This is a genomic window from Brevundimonas sediminis (assembly GCF_048799765.1).
Taxonomy (GTDB): Bacteria; Pseudomonadota; Alphaproteobacteria; order Caulobacterales; family Caulobacteraceae; genus Brevundimonas.
Genome location: NZ_JBLYQK010000003.1, coordinates 155,928 through 172,990, shown reverse-complemented (window position 1 = coordinate 172,990; position 17,063 = coordinate 155,928). Strand labels below are relative to the sequence as shown.

Genomic DNA, 17,063 nt, shown 5'->3' with positions numbered 1-17,063 from the left:
CCGAAGCGGGGCCCGGACGGGCCGAAGGCTCCGGCCCCGCCGCCTCCGCCGGCGCCCACGGCCACGGCCTCGACCGCCCGCGCCCAGTCCGGCGGCGTCCAGGAGCCGTTGGCGCCGAAGCGGATCGTCTCACGCCGCAGGCTCCCCTGCGGGAAGAGCGCCCGCGCTGTCGTCCGGTCCACGGTCATCGCGTCCCGCCACGTCAGCCCGTCGGCGCTCACCTTGAGCGTCAGATCGTCGTTGCCGATCAGCCCCAGTTCCGCCTTCCCGCCGAATCCGGACTGGAACAGGAGGGAAAGGACGTGGTCCGGCCCCGTCTTGTTGAACGTCATACGCAGATCGCCGGCCTCGGCGGCGGTCCAGAGCGCCTTGTCCAGACGGGCGGCGAACGGGTTCTGATCGTCCGCGACGGCTCCGACGCCAAGACGCCCGAGCGGCCCGACATCGTTCAACCGCGCGCCCAGACGGGACCAGACCTCTCCCTGCCGCACGACGAACTCCGCCTCGTCGACGACCCAGACCAGCAGCCCCTCCGGCGCCGGCACCCGGGACCAGGCGCCGCCCTCCGCCCGCACCAGGTCCCCCGCGGCGAGGCCGGCCCATCCGCCCTCGGCCGCATCCTCCGGCACGATATGAAGGCGCCCATCCTCCGGGGCGCCGTCGGGACAGACCGAAGTGCGGCTGACCACGGCTGTCTGGACGAGCGCGTCCAGACGCGTCAGCGCCTCATTCAGCGTCACATGTTTCTGCATCTGCCCCGCGGCCAGATAGGGCATGCCGAGGCGGGCGGACTGTTCGTCGCTCATGGCGGTCTCCGAAATGTTTCCGGAGATCAGTGTGTCGGTCTCTCACACTCAGGCGGGGATATGACGCTGGCGGTCACCGTCCTGAAGCGATTTCAAGGGCCTGCGCCTGGGCCAAGGGAGCGCCCTGCGCGGACGTCCACGCCTTTTCAGTCGTGCAGATAGACGACGCGGCGCAGCTTGGGGTCGGCGCGCATGAAGGCGATGTGCCGTTCATGCTCGCCCGAGGACTTCGCCTCGCGCTCGCTGGCCTCGACCCAGTGGGTGCTTTCGATGTCCTTCTGCAGCGCCCTGGCCGCCATCAGGTGACCCGGGAACAGCACGTCGACCACGCTCGGCACGAAGTCCAGGAACGGCACCTCGCCGACCGCCGTCGTCACCGTGTCCAGCCCCAGATAGCTGACCATGCGCACCAGGGTGCCCGGGGCGGCGCGGGCGCGAACCCCCTGCAACAGAAGCCAGCCGCCCGCGCCGAGGGTGTACGCCGTCCCCAGCGCCGGTATCCACGTCAGAAGGCCGTCCATGCCGATGCCGAACGGCCCGATTCCGATCACCCGGTCGGACAGCTTCTTTACGCGCTCGACATTGCTCCAGATTTTCTCGATATCGCCAAGGGTCCGTCGGGCCATTCCAATCCTCCGAAAGCGAGACCGTAACGCGCCATGGAGACCGGCGTTCACCCTGAAGCGCAAGCCCGTTTGCCGATCCGGTCCATCATTCGTGGGACGCTGGAGGGTCTGGCCGGTCTCGGCTTCGCCGGAGCGGCCGTCCTGGCGGTGCTGCTGAAGGCGGAAATCGGCCATCGCTGGGTCGACATCTTCGCCCAGTTCGCCGCCCCGATGTTCATCGTCCTTGCGGTCGCCACAGGCCTGACCGCCCTTATCAGGATGAGAAAGGCGGCATGGACCGGATGTCTGGCCAGCCTGCTGATGTTCGTCTGCGCGGCGCCGCAGTGGTTTCCCGCCGATCCGACGCCCGAACCGGAGGCGCCGGTCGTCCGGCTCTACTCGGCCAACGTCTACTATCTGAACGACGATGTCGCCGCGATGCGGCGTTCGATCGAAGCCGCCGATCCCGATCTGATCATCCTCATCGAACTGGGGCGGGCTCCGCTGGCCGACCTCGACCGTCTGCTCGAGGGCTACCCCTACCGCGCCGGCTCGATGCGCATGGACGAGACCCGCGGCCCGTCACGCTCCATCATCGCCTCCCGCTGGCCGCTGAGACAGGTTGCGAACCGGCCGGACGGCCTGCACTCCGTCACCGCCGTGGCCGAGACCCCTCTGGGTGCGCTCAACCTCATCGGCGTCCACCTGACCCGGCCCTGGCCTTTCCAGTACCAGTGGGGCCAGATCAGCCAGACCATGGCCCTGGGCGATATCCGCCGCACCCTGGACGGCCCCGTGATCATCGCCGGCGACTTCAACAGCGTCTCCAACGCCCGCATCGGACGCCAGATGAAGCAGGATCTCGGAATGAGTCCCGCCGGCGGCTTCCCAGGCACATGGCCCAGCAGCCTGCCGTCGCCGGTCGGGATCACCATCGACCAGGTCTGGCGCTCGCCGGACCTCACCTTCACCAGCCGGCGACTGGGCCGGCCGAACGGCTCCGATCACCGGCCGGTGGTGACCGAGTTCACCCGCGCGAAGCCCTGACCAGGGCGGTCAGCCGTTCAACAGGGTCGCCGTCCGGGAAGTCGTCGGCGATCCAGCAGTCCTCGAACGCCTTCAGCAGGCGGCCGGTCTCCGGCCCGGGGGCGACGCCCAGCCGGGCCAGGTCCTTGCCGCCGACCGGCAGCCGGGGCGGCGTCCAGGTCTCCGCGATCGCGATCGCGGCTTCGGCGTCGCCCCCGGCGTCCGCCTGCGCGCGGCGCAGGGCGTCGGCCACCGCCTGCCCCCGATGGCGATAGACCGCCGCGCGGGCCTCACGGGCCGTCATCGCAGGCGAGACCGCCGGAGCCGCCAGCGCGGCTGCGACGAGCCGGTCCCTCGTGGCGTTCGGAAGACGCAGGCGAGCCGACACGGCCCGCAGGACGTCGGCGTCCGTCGGCAGCAGCGCCATCAGGCGGAGGACGGGATCGTCGCTGATCCCGACAGACGTGTTGAAGCGGGCCAGTTCCTCCGCCTCGGGCAGGACCTGCGCCAGAACCCCGGCCTCCTGCATGGCGGCCATGGCCCGACGGGGATCTCCGGCCGCCAGCAGCTTCATCAGTTCCTTCGACACCCGCTCGGCCGACAACCGGCTCATGCCGGCGGCCAGATCGCGGCAGGCGGCCAGCCCCGCTCCGTCGGGCTCGCCATGGCCGTACCAGGCGAAGAAGCGGAAGAAGCGCAGGATGCGCAGAACGTCTTCCCGGATGCGGGTGTGCGGGTCGCCGACGAAGACGATCCGCCCCGCTGCGGCGTCATCCACGCCCTGCCCGGTCGGATCGAAGACCTGACCGTCGCCGTCGGCGTAAAGGGCGTTGAGCCGGAAGTCCCGGCGCGCGGCGTCCTCGGCCCAGTCGTCGGTGAAGGCGACTGTGGCGTTGCGGCCGTCCGTGGTCACGTCTCGGCGCAGGGTGGTGATCTCGAACGGCTGGCGCTCGGCCACCGCCGTCACGGTGCCGTGGGCGATCCCCGTCGGCACGGCCTTCAGTCCCGCCGCCCGGATCGCCGCCTCGGTCTGTTCCGGCTTCAGCGTTGTGGCGATGTCGATGTCATCGATGGGGCGCCCCATCAGGGCGTTGCGGACACAGCCGCCGACGAATCGCGCGCAGCCGACTCCGCCCACCGCCTCCAGCGCGGCGACCACCGACCGCGTCGCCGGCGCCGTCAGCCAGTCCTGTCCGGTCAGCCGGGTCACGCCGCATCCTCGCCGGCCGCCGCACCCCTGTCGGCCTCGTCGCCATAGAGCCGGGCGCACAGGTTCTTCAGGATCCCCGCCGTCGCGCCCCAGATGTAGCGCTGTTCATAGGGCATGGCCCAGAACCAGCGCCTGGGCTGGCCCTCCAGCTGGTAGGAGTCCCGCTGGTGATTGGCGGGGTCCATGACGAAGTCCCACGGCACCTCGAACACCTCGGCCACCTCGGCGGGCGACGGGGTGGTGGACGGCGTTTCGCGAAGCCAGCCGACCACCGGCGTCACCAGAAAGCCGGTGCCGGTTTCGTAAGGATCGCAAACGCCCAGAACCTCGACCACCGCGGGGTCCAGGGCGACCTCCTCGAAGGCCTCCCGCAGGGCGGCCTCGACCGCGGTTTCGCCCGGGTCCAGCCGCCCGCCCGGAAAGGCGATCTGTCCGGTATGGCTGGCCAGACTGTCCGACCGCCGGGTCATCAGAACAGTCGCTCCGCCTTCGCCCGCGATGATCGGGATCAGCACCGCCGCCGGACGCAGGGTCCGGCCGGTCAGCCGGCTGTCCGGGTTGAGATCAAAGTCCGAACGCGCGGGCGCGGCGTCCGCCGCCCAGTCGGACGGCGGCGTCAGCTTCGTCAGCAGGCGTTCGCGCAGGCTGGCCAGACTCATGCGGCGACCGCTCCAAGGCTGAACCCGGCGCCGTCCGACCGGATCAGCAGCTCCCCGCCGGTCTCCTCCGCCATCTCGACCAGTTCATAGAAGACCGGCCGCGCGATCCGCGCCCACAGGTCCGCGCGCACCCGGATCCGCGGCGCCGGTTCTCCCGTCCCGGGATCAACGTCCACGACGACAGGGAACTCCGCGCCGGCCTCGACCGGGTCCCCGACATCGGTTGTGAAAATCAGCGTCTCCCCCCGGCGCTCGACCGCGACGGCGCGGAACGGGAGATCCTCCACCGTGATCGACAGCTTCTCGCCGGGCGTTACCAGCACATAACCGTCGGCGTCCTTGCGCAGGATGGTCGAGAACAGCCGCACCAGCGCCGGCCGACCGATCGGCGATCCTTCGTGCATCCAGACCCCGTCGCGCCGGATGACGATGTCGATGTCGCCGCAATGGGCGGGGTTCCATAGATGCACCGGCGGCAGACCACGCCCCGGGGCCTGCTGCGCCGCCTGGGCCATGGCGGCCAGTCCTGTTGTCTTGTCGGCGTCGGCCATGGGATCAGACTTAGGGCGTTCGCCCCGGCCTGCAAACCCGCTCAGGCGGGGTGAACCGCTCCGGCCGGCTCGTCCCGCCCCAGCCACAGCACGCGACGTCGATCCACCGGCCCCTGAAGGCGGGCCTCCGGCGCATGGCGGAAGCCGAAGCGCCCGAAATAGGGCGCGTCGCCGACCAGCAGAATGCCGGTCTCGCCCGCATGGTCGACACAGGCCTGCACGAGGTCCGCGCCGAGGCCGCTCCGCCGGCTGTCCGCCGAGACCGTGATCGGGCCGAGGAAAAGCGCCGGCCGGTCGCCGACCGTGATCGACCACAGGCGCACGGCGCCGATGACCCGCCCGTCCTCGCGCGCGACAAAGCCGGCCGCGACGGCTGCATGCTCACGGATACGCTCGGCGGTCTTGGCGAACCGGCCCGGGCCGAAAGCGGCCATGACCAGCGCCTCCACCGACGCGGCGTCGGCGGGGCGTTCGGCGTCGATGCGCACAGGGGTCTGGACGGCGGCGTCGGTCATGAGCGCGCGCACCTAAGGCCCGCGCGGCCGGGAATCAACCGACTTTCGAGAAATCCGGCGCCCGCTTCTGGGTGAAGGCCATGAAGGCCTCCATCGCCTCGGGGCTCGTCATCTGGCTGCCGAAAGCCTCGCCCTCGCGCTGCATCAGATCCCAGATCCGTTCGGCGTCCCGCATCAGCCGCTTGGTCTTGCGGATGGAATTGGGCGCGCGGGCGGCCAGCTTGGCCGCCAGATCGGCGGCCACGGCCTCGACCTGATCGGCCGGAACCGCGCGGTTCGCCAGCCCCCAGGCCAGCGCTGTCCGCCCGTCGATCGGCTCACCCAGGGCGAAGATCTCGAACGCGCGCTGATGACCCAGCAGTTGCGGCAGCAGCATCGACGAGGCCGCTTCAGGGGCCAGCGCCAGATTGATGAACGGCGCCGACAGCAGGGCGTCCTCGGCGACGACGACCATGTCGCAATGCAGCAGCAGGGTCAGGCCGATGCCCACCGCCCGGCCGCGCACCGCCGCCACCACGGGCTTGTCCAGGTCGGCCATCGCCTTCAGGAACCGGAAGACGGCCATGTCGGACGGCTGCCCGGCCTGGGAGCCTATGGCGATGAAGTCGCCGATGTCGTTGCCGGCCGAGAAGCTGTCGCCCTCCCCCCTGAAGACCATGACCCGCACCGCGTCGTCCGTCCGCGCACGCCCGGCGGCCTCGGCCATGGCGGCATACATGGCCTGGGTGATCGCATTCTTCTTGTCGGCCCGGGCCAGGGTGACGGTCAGGACGCCGTCGGCCAGGTCAGTCTTGATATGGTCGGTCATGCCGCCTCCTCCCTTTTTGTGGTTGCGCGCCACCAGTCGACGCCGTCCTCATCGCGCTCGCGGACGACCGCGCCCCGGTGGAGCATATAGTTCAGATGCGCGACGGCCTCGCCCGTCGCCATGCCGCGGACGCCGTCCCCGACGGGCCGGGCGAACAGGGCCGGGAACAGATCCACCGCGCGCTTCGGTTCGCGCAGGCTGCGCTCCAGCCGCTTCAGGGCGACGCGATGCCCGCGGATCAGGGCGTCCAGCCGGGGTTGCACGCCCCGGAAGACCTCCCCGTGCGACGGCAGCACCAGCACATCGTCCGGGAAGACCGTCTTCATCCGCTCCAGCGAGTCCAGCCACTCGCCCAGCGGGTCCGCGTCCGCCTCGGTGGGCCAGACCGAGACGTTCGACGAGATGCGTGGCAGAATCTGGTCCCCGCCGAGCACCAGCCCGTCGACCTCTCGCCAGAGGCAGGCGTGCTCCGGGCTGTGCCCCTCGCCGACCACCACCCGCCAGTCGTGATCGCCGATCCGGATGAGGTCGCCTTCGCGCATTCGCGTATAGGCCGCCGGCAGGGTCGACACCGCCGTGCCGAAACGCCCGAATTCCTTGCGGTAGCGGGCGATCTGCGGCTCGTCCCAGCCGGCGGCGCGATAGAAGACCGCGCCGCTTTCCGGGGCCGTCTGGCCGGTGTCCGCCAGCAACATGCGCGCCATCACATATTCCAGCCGGGTCATCAGCAGCGGTGCGTCGAAGCGCTCGCACAGCCAGCCCGCCAGTCCGATGTGGTCCGGGTGCATATGGGTGCAGATCACGCGGGTGACGGGCTCACCGCCCATCGGCCCGGAAAGCAGCGCCTCCCACTCGTCCTTCGTCCCGGGGATCGCCAGACCGCAGTCGACCACGGCCCAGCCGTCGCCGTCCCGCACCGCGTAGACGTTGATGTGATCCAGCTGCATCGGCATGGCGACGCGCATCCACAGCACATCGGGGGCCACCCGGATCGCCTCGCCCGACGCAGGCGGGGCGGCGAACGGATAGGTCAGGCCGCGCTCCGCGGGCCTCGCCTCTGTCTCCGCCGGGATCACACCGTCCGCCAAGTCCGTCTCCAATCGCAACTCAGCCTAGATAGCCCCAATCGCGCGGACGCGTCCAGTTGGCGGATGCAGGCACGCCTTGACCCGGCCACATCGGCTCTCCAAAGGTGGCGGCGGTTCTCGATCCGGAGTGTTCCCGTGCTTTCCAGAAAATTGCTCGCGCTTGTGGGTGGCGTTTTCGCCATGGCGCTGATGACGTCCCAGCCCGCTTTCGCCCAGACCACCACCACCACCGGCGGCGATCGCTCGGAGTCCGACCGGGCCTCGGGCAACATCAGCGGCGAGCAGGTGCTCCCCGGCCGGATCGGCGGCGGCCGCTCCGAAGCCCGCACGCGGGCCCAGCGCGAGCGGGGCGTGCCGCAGCGCGAACGCGCCGCGCCGCAGCAGACCCCGGAACAGATCATGGCCGCCGCCCAGGCCCAGCTCACCGCCGCCAACGTCTCGTGCGAACTGACCGAAGCCACCAACCCGGGAAAGATCGGCGAGTCGCAGGTCTTTGAAGCGGTCTGCAACAACGCCGAGGGCTACCTTCTGATCGCCTCGACCCCGCCGCAGGCCTTCAGCTGCATCGAACTGGCCGGCACCGCCGCCATCGCCCGCTCGCGCGATCCGAACGCCGACGTCGGCCAACAGTGCGTGATGCCCGGCAACCAGAACGGTCTGGCCGTCATCGGCGGCTGGGCCCGCACCGCCGGCGCCGCCTGCACCATCGACGAAGCCGCCGCGATCGGTAAGAGCGACGACAACAACATGGTCTATGAAGTCGGCTGCGCGAACGCCGACGGCTACTGGCTCGAGAAGACCGCCACGGGCTGGGACCTGAAGGACTGCCTGCAGATCAACGCCATGGGTGGAACCTGCCGCTTCACTACGGTCCAGGAGCAGAACGACAGCCTGAAGGCCAAGCTGTCCGGCACCGACGCCGCCGGCTGTGACGTCACCCAGGTCCGTCTGATGGGCTCGAACGCCAACGGCCGCTTCTTCGAGGTCAAATGCGCCGCCGAAGGCGAGGGCTATGTCGCCCGCATCAACGCCGCCGGTGAAACCCAGCAGATCTACACCTGCGCCGCGGCCGTCCGCATCGGCGGCGGCTGCACCCTGACCCCTGTCGCGGCCGCCCCGGCCGAACAGTAAGACCCGGCGACAGCCGAAAGCAGAACGCCCCGGGGGAGACTCCGGGGCGTTTTTCGTTGGCGCTTCCCTCGCCCCGCGACACGCCTTAGCTTCCCGCCCCATGCGTATCGCCACCTGGAATGTGAACTCGGTCAACGCCCGCCTGCCCACCGTGCTGGCCTGGCTGGAGGCCGCCCGGCCGGACGTCGTCGGCTTCCAGGAAATCAAATGCGTGGACGAGAAATTCCCGCGCGAGGCCTTCGAGAGCCTGGGCTACAACGTCGAGGTCCACGGGCAGAAGACCTACAACGGCGTCGCCCTGCTTTCGAAATACCCGATGTCCGACGTCCGGCGCGGCCTGCCGGGCGACGACCCGTCCGGCGTCGAGGCCGAGGGCGTCCATTCCCGCTACATCGAGGCCCTGATCGAATGCCCGCGCCCGGTTCGGGTCGGGTGTCTCTACCTGCCCAACGGCAACCCGGTTGAGAGCGCGAAATTCGCCTACAAGCTGGGCTGGATGGAGCGGCTGGAGGCCCACGCCCGCACCCTGCTGGCGCAGGAAGAGGCTTTCACCCTGTGCGGCGACTACAACGTCATCCCCACCCCGGACGACGCGAGGGATCCCAAGGCCTGGGTCAATGACGCCCTGTTCCAGCCCGAGAGCCGGGCCGCCTTCCGCGCCCTGCGCTACCTCGGCCTGAGCGAGGCCGGGGAGTTGGGCAAGCAGCCGCCCGGGACCTTCACCTTCTGGGACTACCAGGCCGGGGCCTGGCAGAGAGACCACGGCATCCGCATCGACTTCCACCTGCTGTCGCCGCAGGCGGCGGACCGGTTCCGCGGCGTCGAGACCCAGCGGGACGTCCGCGACATGGACAAGCCGTCCGACCACGTGCCCGTGGTCGTCGAGCTGGAGGACTGATCTTGGGCGAGGCGTTCCGGGTCATCCTGCTGGTGGCGCTGGCCGCGGCGGCTCTGACCACCGGGGCGCTGATCCTCGTCTGGTGGATGGAGCCCACCCGGCGCATGCGCCGGACCCTGCTCAAATCGCTGGGCGTCGCGCCGGAGGCCGAGGCCCTGTCTCCGGCCGAGGGCCGCGCCGCCGGACTTGACTTCGACGGGGGCCAGATCGCCGTGCTGTGGAACCGGGGCGGCTCGGGCCTGGTCTATGCCTTCGAGGAGATCGAGGGCGGGGAGATCATCGTCGACGGCCATGTCGTCGCCCGCGTCCGCCGGGGCGAGACCCGCAAGTCTCTGGACATCCTCGCGCCTGACGCCGAGCACGTGGTCCTGCGACTGATGTTCGCGGACGCCCGGCATCCGGAGTTCGAGCTGGCCCTGTGGGACGCGGCCCTGCCCGTCCAGACCGGCTCACCGGGCGAGGCCCTTCGCCTGGGCCGCCGCTGGCTGTCCCATCTGGAAGCCCTGCTGAAGGGTTAGGCGCCTTCGCCCCCATTGCTGCGCAACGGGGAGGCGACTAGGAAGCCCCCATCCTGTTTTACCGAGTAGCCTGAAGGAGCCCGCCGTGGCCCGCCTGTTCGACGCCGTCATCATCGCGGACTGGACCGCCGCCGAGACGAAGAAGCTCGGCGATCAGTCCGTCTGGATCGGGGTGGCCAAGCGTGACGTCCGCTTCCGCCTCTACACCGAGACCCACAACGTCGCGACGCGGGCCGAGGGCGAGGCCCTGCTGAACAAGCTGATCTCGGAGCACCGCAAACGCGGCGACCGGGTGCTGGTCGGGCTGGACTTCAACTTCGGCTATCCGGCCGGCACGGCCGCACGCCTGAAGCTCGACGGCGCCCCATGGTCGGCGATGTGGAAATTCATCGCGGCCAACGTCGTGGACAAGGCCGACAACACCAACAACCGCTATCAGGTCGCGGCCAAGATGAACCGGCTGATGACCGACGAGGCCTGGCCGTTCTGGGGCGCGCCCGCCAAGCAGGCGCAGCGCTGGCTGACCACGACCAAGCCCCCGGCCGACGCAGGCGCCGACATCCCCGAGTTCCGGGCCACCGAAGACGCGGCCCGCAAGGGCAAGCTGCAGCCCAAGTCGGTCTGGCAGATGCATGGCGCGGGCGCGGTCGGCGGCCAGACCCTGACGGGCATCCCCATGGTCCGCCGTCTGCTGGACGGTCTGGGCGACGCCGGCGCCGTCTGGCCCTTCGGCACCGGCTGGCGCGCGCTGGACACGGCGGACGTGGAGCCCCTGTCGGCGCTGGTGGTCGAGGTGTGGCCGTCGATGTTCGACGCGAAGCCCGAGCCGGGCGAATACAAGGATCAGGCCCAGGTGCGGGTCACCGCCGAAGCCATCGCGAAGATGGATGAGGCCGGTGATCTGGCCAAGGCCTTCGCCCCGCCGAACGATGCGAGCGACGCCCTGATCCGGCAGGTCGAGCAGGAAGAAGGCTGGATCCTGGGGGCCTGACCTTCATGCGCGTGTCGCCGGGGACCGCTATCCCCGGCGCATGTTCCGGATCATCCTGACGGCCCTTCTGTTGCTGACCGCGAGCCCCGCTGTGGCTGACGTGCTGATCATCGCCCATCGGGGCGCCTCGGGCGAACGGCCCGAGCACACCCGTGCGGCCTATGAACTGGCCATCCGGCAGGGCGCGGACGTCATCGAGCCCGATCTGGTCATGACCCGCGACGGGGTGCTGGTAGTGCGGCACGAGAACGAGATCGGGGGCACGACCGATGTGGCCGCCCATCCGGAGTTCGCGGACCGCCGGACCACGAAGACCATCGACGGGTCGACGGTGACCGGCTGGTTCACCGAGGACTTCACCCTTGCCGAGCTGATGACCCTGCGGACGCGGGAGCGGCTGCCGCAGTTGCGCGGCACGGCCTTCGACGGGCAGGAGCCGATCCTGACCTTCGAGCAGGTGCTGGCGATCGCGGCGGAGGCCGGGGTCGGGGTGGCGCCGGAGCTCAAGCATCCGCTGTATTTCGCCGGGATCGGCCTGCCGATGGAGGACGCCTTCGTGGCCGTGCTGGAGCGGCACGGGCTTACGGGAGCCGACGCGCCGGTGCTGGTCCAGTGCTTCGAGGTCGGGCCGCTGGAGCGGTTGAGCCGCCGGATCGACACGCCCCTGCTGCAGCTGATGGCGCGGGGCGGAGGACCGGTCGACCGGCCGGAGCTGACCTATGCGGAGATGGCGACGCCGGAGGGGGCGAGGCGGATCGCGGGCTATGCCCGGTGGATCGGGGCGGACACGGCGCTGATCGAGCCGGAGCCCGGCGCGCCGACGACGCTGATCGCCGACGCCCATGCGGCGGGGCTGAAGGTGGCCGCCTGGACCTTCCGGGCGGAGAACGCCTTCCTGCCGGAGGGGGACCGGATCGGGGGCGAGCCCGCCGGGCATGGGCGGCTGCGGGAGCGGCTGGCGCGGTTCGCGGGCTATGGGCTCGATGCGGCGTTCATGGATCAGCCGCGTTACCGTCCTTCTCCCCTTGGGGGAGAAGGTGGCCCGTCAGGGCCGGATGAGGGGTAAGCCGGAGACGGGCTGGACGACAGTCGGGATGCCCCGACCATCCCCCTCATCCGTCTCGCTCCGCGAGCCACCTTCTCCCCCGGAGGGGAGAAGGAAGACTAGCCGTTGATCTGCCCGAAGTCGGCCACGCGGCCCATGACCGAGCGGACCTGACCCAGCAGCTTCAGACGGTTCTCCCGCTCGGACGCCACCTCCGAGTTGACCATGACCTTCTCGAAGAAGGCGTCGACCGGGGCGCGGAGGCGGGCCAGGGCGGTCATGGCGGCGGCGAAGTCTTCGGTCTCCAGCGCGGCGTCGACGGCGGTCGCGGCGGCGGCGGCGGCGAAGGCAAGCGTGGTCTCCTCGGCGGGCTGGTTCGGCAGGCCGGTCTGGACCATGCCCACCGGAAGCGCGCCCTTCTTCTCCTCGGCCTTGAGGATGTTGGACGCGCGCTTGTAGCCCGCCAGCAGGTTGGCGCCGTCATCGGTGGCGAGGAAGGCGGCCAGCGCCTCCACCCGACGCACGATGCGGACAAGGTCGTCGTCGCCGAGGGCGAAGACAGCGGCCACGAGGTCGTGCCGCTGGCCTTGGTCACGCAAGAGGACGGTCAGGCGGTCGGCGAAGAAGGCGAGAACTTCCGTTTCAACGGACTGCTTGTCGACAGCGCGCTGGATGTTGGCCTGAGCCGCCAGAGCCGCGCTGACAGCGCCTTCTGCGAGGCCGATCCGCACCCCATTTTCCAGCACCAGCCGGATCACCCCCAGCGCCGCGCGGCGCAGGGCGAACGGGTCCTTCGAGCCGGTGGGCTTTTCGTCGATGGCGAAGAAGCCGACGAGGGTGTCGAGCTTGTCGGCCAGCGAGACGGCCACCGTCAGCGGGGCGGTCGGGACCGTGTCCGAGGGGCCTTGCGGCTTGTAGTGGTCGCGGATGGCGTCGGCGACAGCGTCCGGCTGGCCGAAGGCGCGGGCGTAGTAGCCGCCCATGATCCCCTGCAGTTCCGGAAACTCGCCGACCATGCCCGAGGCCAGATCGGCCTTGGCCAGACGGGCGGCCTGTTCGGCCTGATCCGGGTCCGCGCCGACCAGCGGAGCGATCTCACGGGCCAGGGCGGCGATGCGCTCGACGCGCTCGGCCAGCGTTCCGAGTTTCGCGTGGAAGGTCACCCCTTCCAGCTTCTTCAGCCAGGGCTCAAAGCCGACCTTCTGGTCCTCGTCCCAGAAGAAGCGGGCGTCGTTCAGGCGGGCGGAGAGGACGCGGCTGTTGCCGGCGGCCAGGGCCTTGCCGCCGTCCGAGGCCTCGACGTTGGCGACGACGACGAAGTGCGGGGCGAGGCCGTGCTTGGCCGGGTCGCGGACGGCGAAATACTTCTGGTGCACCTTCATCGACAGGCGCACCACCTCGGGCGGCAGGGCGAGGAACTGCGGGTCCATGTCGCCCAGGATCGGGGTCGGCCATTCGGCCAGACCGGCCACCTCGTCCAGCAGGCCGTCATCATCGACCAGAGCCAGCCCCTTGTCGGCGCAGACCTTTTGGGCGGCCTCGAGGATGCGTAGCTTGCGGTCGGCGACGTCCAGCAGGACGTGCTCGCGCTCCAGCTTCTGGCGGTAGTCGGCGAAATCCTTCACGGCGAACGGCTTGCCCGAGCCGAGGAAGCGGTGGCCCTCGGTCAGGTCGCCGCTCTCGATGCCGTCGATCTCGAACGGCACGACCGCGCCGTCAAAGATCGCGATGATCCGCTTCAGCGGACGGATCCAGCGCAGCGTGCCCGAACCCCAGCGCATCGACTTGGGCCAGGGGAAGGTGCGGACGATGGCGTCGACCATGCCCGGGATCAGGGCGGCGGTGGACTGGCCCTTCTGGCTGATGACGGCGAACAGCACGCCGTCGCGCTCGACCAGCTGCTCGCGGGTCAGGCCGGTCTTGCGCAGGAAGCCTTCCAGCGCCTGTTCCGGGGCGCTCGCCTTCGGGCCTTTCAGCTCTTCCTCGCGGTCGGGCGTGGCCGACGGCAGGCCGTCGATGACCAAGGTCAGACGGCGCGGACCGCCCCAGGTGGTCAGGGCCTCATAGCTCAGGCCCGCGGCCTTCAGCCGGTCGGCGACCATGCGCTCAAGGTCGCGCGCCGCGCCCTGCTGCATGCGGGCCGGGATTTCTTCAGAGAAGAGTTCGAGAAGGAGTTGGGGCATCAGGCGGTTTTCCGCTCTTGTTCGACATAAGCGAGGGCGCAGGCCTTACACAGCTCGCGGATGCGGCCGATGTAGCTCTGGCGTTCGGCGACGGCGATGGCGCCGCGGGCGTCCATCAGGTTGAAGAGGTGCGAGGCCTTGAGGACCTGGTCATAGGCCGGGAGGACCAGCGGCTGGCCCTGCGGACCGGTCATGGCGAGCAGGCGCGAGACCTCGGAGACCATGTCCTCGAACCGGCGCTTCAGGCCGTCGACGTCATAGCCGTGGAAGTTCGCTTCCGACTGCTGGCGCTCGTTCTCCAGGAAGACCTCGCCGTAGGTCGTGCCCTCCCTGGTGAACTTCAGGTCGTAGACGTTGTCGACGCCCTGGACGTACATGGCCAGACGCTCCAGCCCGTAGGTCAGCTCGCCCGAGACGACGTCGACCTCGATGCCGCCGACGCCCTGGAAGTAGGTGAACTGGGTCACCTCCATGCCGTCGCACCAAACCTCCCAGCCGAGGCCCCAGGCGCCGACCGTCGGGTTCTCCCAGTCGTCCTCGACGAAGCGGATGTCGTGCAGGCTGGGATCGATGCCGATGGCGCGCAGCGAGCCGAGGTAGAGCTCCTGAAGATTGTCCGGGTTCGGCTTCAGAAGGACCTGATACTGATAATAATGCTGGAGCCGGTTGGGATTTTCCCCATAGCGGCCGTCGCCCGGACGGCGGCTGGGCTGGACGTAGGCGGCCTTCCACGGCCGGGGCCCCAGCGCGCGCAGAACGGTGGCCGGGTGCAGGGTGCCCGCGCCGACCTCGATGTCATAGGGCTGAAGGATCGCGCAGCCCTGATCGCCCCAGTATTTGTGGAGCGTCAGGATGAGGTCCTGGAAGGCGAGCGGTTCGGTCGTCACGGCAGCATTTTCATCCGGGGAAGAAGGCCGCGGACCCTAGACGGTGAGGCCACGGTGGGAAAGCCCTGAGGCGTTGCAGTCCTCCCCTTCCCCTCGATGGGGAAGGGGTCGGGGGATGGGGTGAGGGCTGGATCGGACCGGAGGTGGCGCGGGAGGCGACGGCGCCTTTCGGGGCCGTTCTGACGCGACCTGCCGCCACCCCCACCCAACCCTCCCCCATCGAGGGGGAGGGCTTTTGAGGGGAAGGGGAGTCTTAAGGCTGGGGCTGTAGAACTCACCTCATGAAGCAGATCGACCAGATGCGCCGGCGGGCCGCGCGGTATCTCGATGTGGACGCGGTGCAGATCGCCCCGGCAAAGGGTGTGTTCTCGCTGAGCTTCGACGACATTCCGGCGACGGCCTGGACCGAGGCGGGGCCGATCCTGGCCGAGCACGGGATCCGGGCGACCTACTATGTCTGCGGCGGGCTGGCCGGCGGGCGGAACATGGACCGGGACCAGTTCCAGGTCCGGCACCTGCAGGAACTGCACGCGGCCGGGCACGAGGTCGGCTGCCACACCTTCGGCCACACCAGCGTGCTGAGGATGGACGCGGAGGCGCTGAAGCTGAGCCTGGACGCCAATGCGGCCTGGGTGAGCGAGCGGCTGGGCGGATATGAGATGACCACCTTCGCCTATCCGTTCGGGGACGCGACCCTGTCGGCCAAGCGGTATGTGCGCGGACGGTTCGACCTGGGGCGCGGGGTCCGCGACGGGGTCAATGCGGGGCGCGAGGACCGGGGGCTGCTCAAGTCCATCGGGCTGGAGAGCCGTCGCCTGCCCCACTACGACCTCGAGGGCCTGATGGCCGAGGCGGCGGCGTCGAACGGCTGGCTGACCGCCTACGCCCACGACGTCTCGGACGACCCGACCGACTATGGCTGCACCCCCGACGATCTGGACCGGGTGATCCGGCTGGCCAAGGCGGCGGGACTGGAGGTCCGTCCTGTCGGCGAGGCCTGGCGCGAATTTATATCCGGGTAAAAATCTGCGAGACGGTGCAAAATACCGTCCAGACCGTCCAGATCGTCTATCCCCCGAAGCGCTGCAGACTTCAGGCTAGCACGCTGATGCGTCGGATTTGGACGCAGGCGCGACGCTTGTCACCCGCGGAAGCCGGCGTTCAGGCCGCCTCGGCCAGCTGCGCCTTGCGCGCATCCGCCCATTTGATGAGGGCGGCCCGGGGCCAGGCGACGATCCAGGAGCGGGCGGTGTATTCGCCCTTCTCGATCAGGGCGGCGCGGGTGGGCGACGACGTGGCGGCGCGTTGGGTGTGAATCTCGCCCGGCCCCTGATGGATCATAAAGGCGCCGTGTTTCAGCGGGTTCACGCGGAGATAGGCGAGGCGCGGACTGATCTGTTCGAGCGGCGGATCATAGAACCACGAAGAACCGAGCATGCCCGCCATCTCGGGGCGGCGCTTGAGGATTTCGGCGGCGGTGGCCCAGGCGCGGTCCCAGCCGGCCTCGTTGAAGTCCGACAGTTCGCGGCTTTCGGTATGGACCTCCAGCCAGGGCTTCCACGACTGGGCGGCGGCATACGCCGGGATCACCGACCAGCCCCATCCCTCGCGGGCGTGGCGCAGGATCTGGCCCGGCCCCATGGGCGAGGACAGGTCGATCATCTGGGTGCAGGCGCCGGGCACGCTGAGAACCAGCGAGATACGCACATCCTTGGCCCAGAAGTCGCGGTCGTAGGGATTGGCGCCCTCGGTGAGGAAGGCCGCCAGACGGTCGATCCACTGGGGGTAGAGCTCCAGCGACGCCTCGGGCAGATCGGCGGCAGGGACGCGAGCCGGCATCTCCAGCGCCCAGATGGCAACCAGCGCCCGACGGTGGTCGTCGGTCAGGGCCGCGCCGAAGGCGGCCTGCAGGGCCTCCTCGGCGCGATGGCCGGGCTGGTCGAAATCCCAATGGGGCGCGGAGGCGGCGGCGGCCTCCGCAGCGGCGGACTTGAGCGCGTGAAGGCGGGCGCGGTCCTCTGACGGGACCCTGTCCAGAACGGCCTCGAACGCGGCGATGTGAGCGGGCGTGAGCGTTTCCATGCCCGCATCCTGCACCACCACCGGTTTGCCGACGGTTAAGCGGGCACAAGAAAGGGCGGG

At 69.8% G+C, this 17,063-nt stretch carries 18 protein-coding genes; 7 read left to right on the top strand and 11 right to left on the bottom strand.

Annotated elements, in window-relative coordinates; all coding sequences use genetic code 11:
* Together ACLQ7T_RS03530 and ACLQ7T_RS03525 are read right to left on the bottom strand one after the other, a co-directional pair.
* Positions 1–806 (bottom strand): DUF2793 domain-containing protein (locus tag ACLQ7T_RS03530; RefSeq protein WP_420478164.1); only part of this gene is annotated, 806 nt, incomplete at its 3' end.
* Positions 807–952: 146 nt separating this feature from the next.
* The gene (locus ACLQ7T_RS03525; RefSeq protein WP_420478163.1) at positions 953–1,432 is read right to left on the bottom strand and encodes a DUF4112 domain-containing protein; all 480 of its coding nucleotides are present in this window, start codon (positions 1,430–1,432) and stop codon (positions 953–955) included.
* 33 nt (positions 1,433–1,465) lie between these two features.
* Here ACLQ7T_RS03525 and ACLQ7T_RS03520 point away from each other — a divergent pair, with 33 nt between their 5' ends.
* Positions 1,466–2,458 carry an endonuclease/exonuclease/phosphatase family protein gene (locus tag ACLQ7T_RS03520; protein ID WP_420478162.1) on the top strand — a complete coding sequence of 331 codons (993 nt, stop codon included), beginning with the start codon at positions 1,466–1,468 and terminating at the stop codon, positions 2,456–2,458.
* Here the strand turns inward: ACLQ7T_RS03520 and ACLQ7T_RS03515 are convergent.
* From ACLQ7T_RS03515 to ACLQ7T_RS03490, 6 genes are read right to left on the bottom strand one after another with little or no spacing between them, the layout of a single operon-like run.
* Positions 2,439–3,647, bottom strand: coding sequence for a CCA tRNA nucleotidyltransferase (locus ACLQ7T_RS03515; protein ID WP_420478161.1), 1,209 nt, complete (start codon positions 3,645–3,647; stop codon positions 2,439–2,441). The two genes, ACLQ7T_RS03520 and ACLQ7T_RS03515, sit on opposite strands and share 20 nt — an antisense overlap.
* Positions 3,644–4,306, bottom strand: a complete 663-nt coding sequence (locus tag ACLQ7T_RS03510; RefSeq protein ID WP_420478160.1) for a CoA pyrophosphatase — start codon at positions 4,304–4,306, stop codon at positions 3,644–3,646. The genes ACLQ7T_RS03515 and ACLQ7T_RS03510 overlap by 4 nt, the downstream gene beginning before the upstream one ends.
* Positions 4,303–4,857: a DUF1285 domain-containing protein gene (locus ACLQ7T_RS03505; RefSeq protein ID WP_420478159.1), complete on the bottom strand. Its 555-nt coding sequence runs from the start codon at positions 4,855–4,857 to the stop codon at positions 4,303–4,305. Before ACLQ7T_RS03505 ends, ACLQ7T_RS03510 begins: the two co-directional genes overlap by 4 nt.
* A gap of 41 nt (positions 4,858–4,898) precedes the next feature.
* Positions 4,899–5,372 carry a GNAT family N-acetyltransferase gene (locus ACLQ7T_RS03500; RefSeq protein ID WP_420478158.1) on the bottom strand — a complete coding sequence of 158 codons (474 nt, stop codon included), beginning with the start codon at positions 5,370–5,372 and terminating at the stop codon, positions 4,899–4,901.
* Between the two features lie 34 nt (positions 5,373–5,406).
* Positions 5,407–6,180, bottom strand: coding sequence for an enoyl-CoA hydratase-related protein (locus tag ACLQ7T_RS03495; RefSeq protein ID WP_420478157.1), 774 nt, complete (start codon positions 6,178–6,180; stop codon positions 5,407–5,409).
* Positions 6,177–7,268 carry an MBL fold metallo-hydrolase gene (locus ACLQ7T_RS03490; protein WP_420478156.1) on the bottom strand — a complete coding sequence of 364 codons (1,092 nt, stop codon included), beginning with the start codon at positions 7,266–7,268 and terminating at the stop codon, positions 6,177–6,179. The genes ACLQ7T_RS03495 and ACLQ7T_RS03490 overlap by 4 nt, the downstream gene beginning before the upstream one ends.
* Before the next feature lie 180 nt (positions 7,269–7,448).
* On the opposite strand from ACLQ7T_RS03490, the gene ACLQ7T_RS03485 reads away from it, so the two are divergent.
* The 5 genes from ACLQ7T_RS03485 (at position 7,449) to ACLQ7T_RS03465 (ending at position 11,872) form a co-directional block, all read left to right on the top strand.
* A complete protein-coding gene (locus ACLQ7T_RS03485) occupies positions 7,449–8,399 on the top strand; it encodes a hypothetical protein (RefSeq protein WP_420478155.1) in 951 nt (316 codons plus the stop codon).
* Between the two features lie 100 nt (positions 8,400–8,499).
* Positions 8,500–9,297, top strand: coding sequence for an exodeoxyribonuclease III (xth, locus tag ACLQ7T_RS03480; RefSeq protein ID WP_420478154.1), 798 nt, complete (start codon positions 8,500–8,502; stop codon positions 9,295–9,297).
* Positions 9,298–9,299: 2 nt separating this feature from the next.
* The gene (locus ACLQ7T_RS03475; RefSeq protein ID WP_420478153.1) at positions 9,300–9,815 is read left to right on the top strand and encodes a hypothetical protein; all 516 of its coding nucleotides are present in this window, start codon (positions 9,300–9,302) and stop codon (positions 9,813–9,815) included.
* A gap of 85 nt (positions 9,816–9,900) precedes the next feature.
* Positions 9,901–10,806 carry a cobalamin biosynthesis protein CbiG gene (locus tag ACLQ7T_RS03470; RefSeq protein ID WP_420478152.1) on the top strand — a complete coding sequence of 302 codons (906 nt, stop codon included), beginning with the start codon at positions 9,901–9,903 and terminating at the stop codon, positions 10,804–10,806.
* A 40-nt stretch (positions 10,807–10,846) separates the two neighbouring features.
* Positions 10,847–11,872, top strand: a complete 1,026-nt coding sequence (locus ACLQ7T_RS03465) for a glycerophosphodiester phosphodiesterase family protein (protein ID WP_420478151.1) — start codon at positions 10,847–10,849, stop codon at positions 11,870–11,872.
* A gap of 98 nt (positions 11,873–11,970) precedes the next feature.
* Here ACLQ7T_RS03465 and glyS read toward each other — a convergent pair whose 3' ends face one another.
* Positions 11,971–14,034: a glycine--tRNA ligase subunit beta gene (gene glyS / locus ACLQ7T_RS03460; RefSeq protein ID WP_420478150.1), complete on the bottom strand. Its 2,064-nt coding sequence runs from the start codon at positions 14,032–14,034 to the stop codon at positions 11,971–11,973.
* Positions 14,034–14,921, bottom strand: coding sequence for a glycine--tRNA ligase subunit alpha (locus ACLQ7T_RS03455; protein WP_420478149.1), 888 nt, complete (start codon positions 14,919–14,921; stop codon positions 14,034–14,036). Before ACLQ7T_RS03455 ends, glyS begins: the two co-directional genes overlap by 1 nt.
* Before the next feature lie 281 nt (positions 14,922–15,202).
* Between ACLQ7T_RS03455 and ACLQ7T_RS03450 the strand changes: the two genes are divergently transcribed.
* Positions 15,203–15,943: a polysaccharide deacetylase family protein gene (locus ACLQ7T_RS03450; protein ID WP_420478148.1), complete on the top strand. Its 741-nt coding sequence runs from the start codon at positions 15,203–15,205 to the stop codon at positions 15,941–15,943.
* Positions 15,944–16,082: 139 nt separating this feature from the next.
* Here the strand turns inward: ACLQ7T_RS03450 and ACLQ7T_RS03445 are convergent, their stop codons facing one another.
* Entirely contained in the window at positions 16,083–17,003 is a 921-nt protein-coding gene (locus ACLQ7T_RS03445; RefSeq protein ID WP_420478147.1) for a hypothetical protein, read from the bottom strand.
* Between the last annotated feature and the right edge of the window lie 60 nt (positions 17,004–17,063).

What these genes read in the sequence shown, in the direction of transcription:
- ACLQ7T_RS03525 (WP_420478163.1), bottom strand. Translation starts at nt 1,432, where the DNA reads ATGGCCCGACGGACCCTTGGCGATATCGAGAAAATCTGGAGCAATGTC.
- ACLQ7T_RS03520 (WP_420478162.1), top strand. Translation starts at nt 1,466, where the DNA reads ATGGAGACCGGCGTTCACCCTGAAGCGCAAGCCCGTTTGCCGATCCGG.
- ACLQ7T_RS03510 (WP_420478160.1), bottom strand. Translation starts at nt 4,306, where the DNA reads ATGAGTCTGGCCAGCCTGCGCGAACGCCTGCTGACGAAGCTGACGCCG.
- ACLQ7T_RS03505 (WP_420478159.1), bottom strand. Translation starts at nt 4,857, where the DNA reads ATGGCCGACGCCGACAAGACAACAGGACTGGCCGCCATGGCCCAGGCG.
- ACLQ7T_RS03500 (WP_420478158.1), bottom strand. Translation starts at nt 5,372, where the DNA reads ATGACCGACGCCGCCGTCCAGACCCCTGTGCGCATCGACGCCGAACGC.
- ACLQ7T_RS03495 (WP_420478157.1), bottom strand. Translation starts at nt 6,180, where the DNA reads ATGACCGACCATATCAAGACTGACCTGGCCGACGGCGTCCTGACCGTC.
- ACLQ7T_RS03485 (WP_420478155.1), top strand. Translation starts at nt 7,449, where the DNA reads ATGGCGCTGATGACGTCCCAGCCCGCTTTCGCCCAGACCACCACCACC.
- xth (WP_420478154.1), top strand. Translation starts at nt 8,500, where the DNA reads ATGCGTATCGCCACCTGGAATGTGAACTCGGTCAACGCCCGCCTGCCC.
- ACLQ7T_RS03465 (WP_420478151.1), top strand. Translation starts at nt 10,847, where the DNA reads ATGTTCCGGATCATCCTGACGGCCCTTCTGTTGCTGACCGCGAGCCCC.
- glyS (WP_420478150.1), bottom strand. Translation starts at nt 14,034, where the DNA reads ATGCCCCAACTCCTTCTCGAACTCTTCTCTGAAGAAATCCCGGCCCGC.
- ACLQ7T_RS03450 (WP_420478148.1), top strand. Translation starts at nt 15,203, where the DNA reads ATGAAGCAGATCGACCAGATGCGCCGGCGGGCCGCGCGGTATCTCGAT.
- ACLQ7T_RS03445 (WP_420478147.1), bottom strand. Translation starts at nt 17,003, where the DNA reads ATGGAAACGCTCACGCCCGCTCACATCGCCGCGTTCGAGGCCGTTCTG.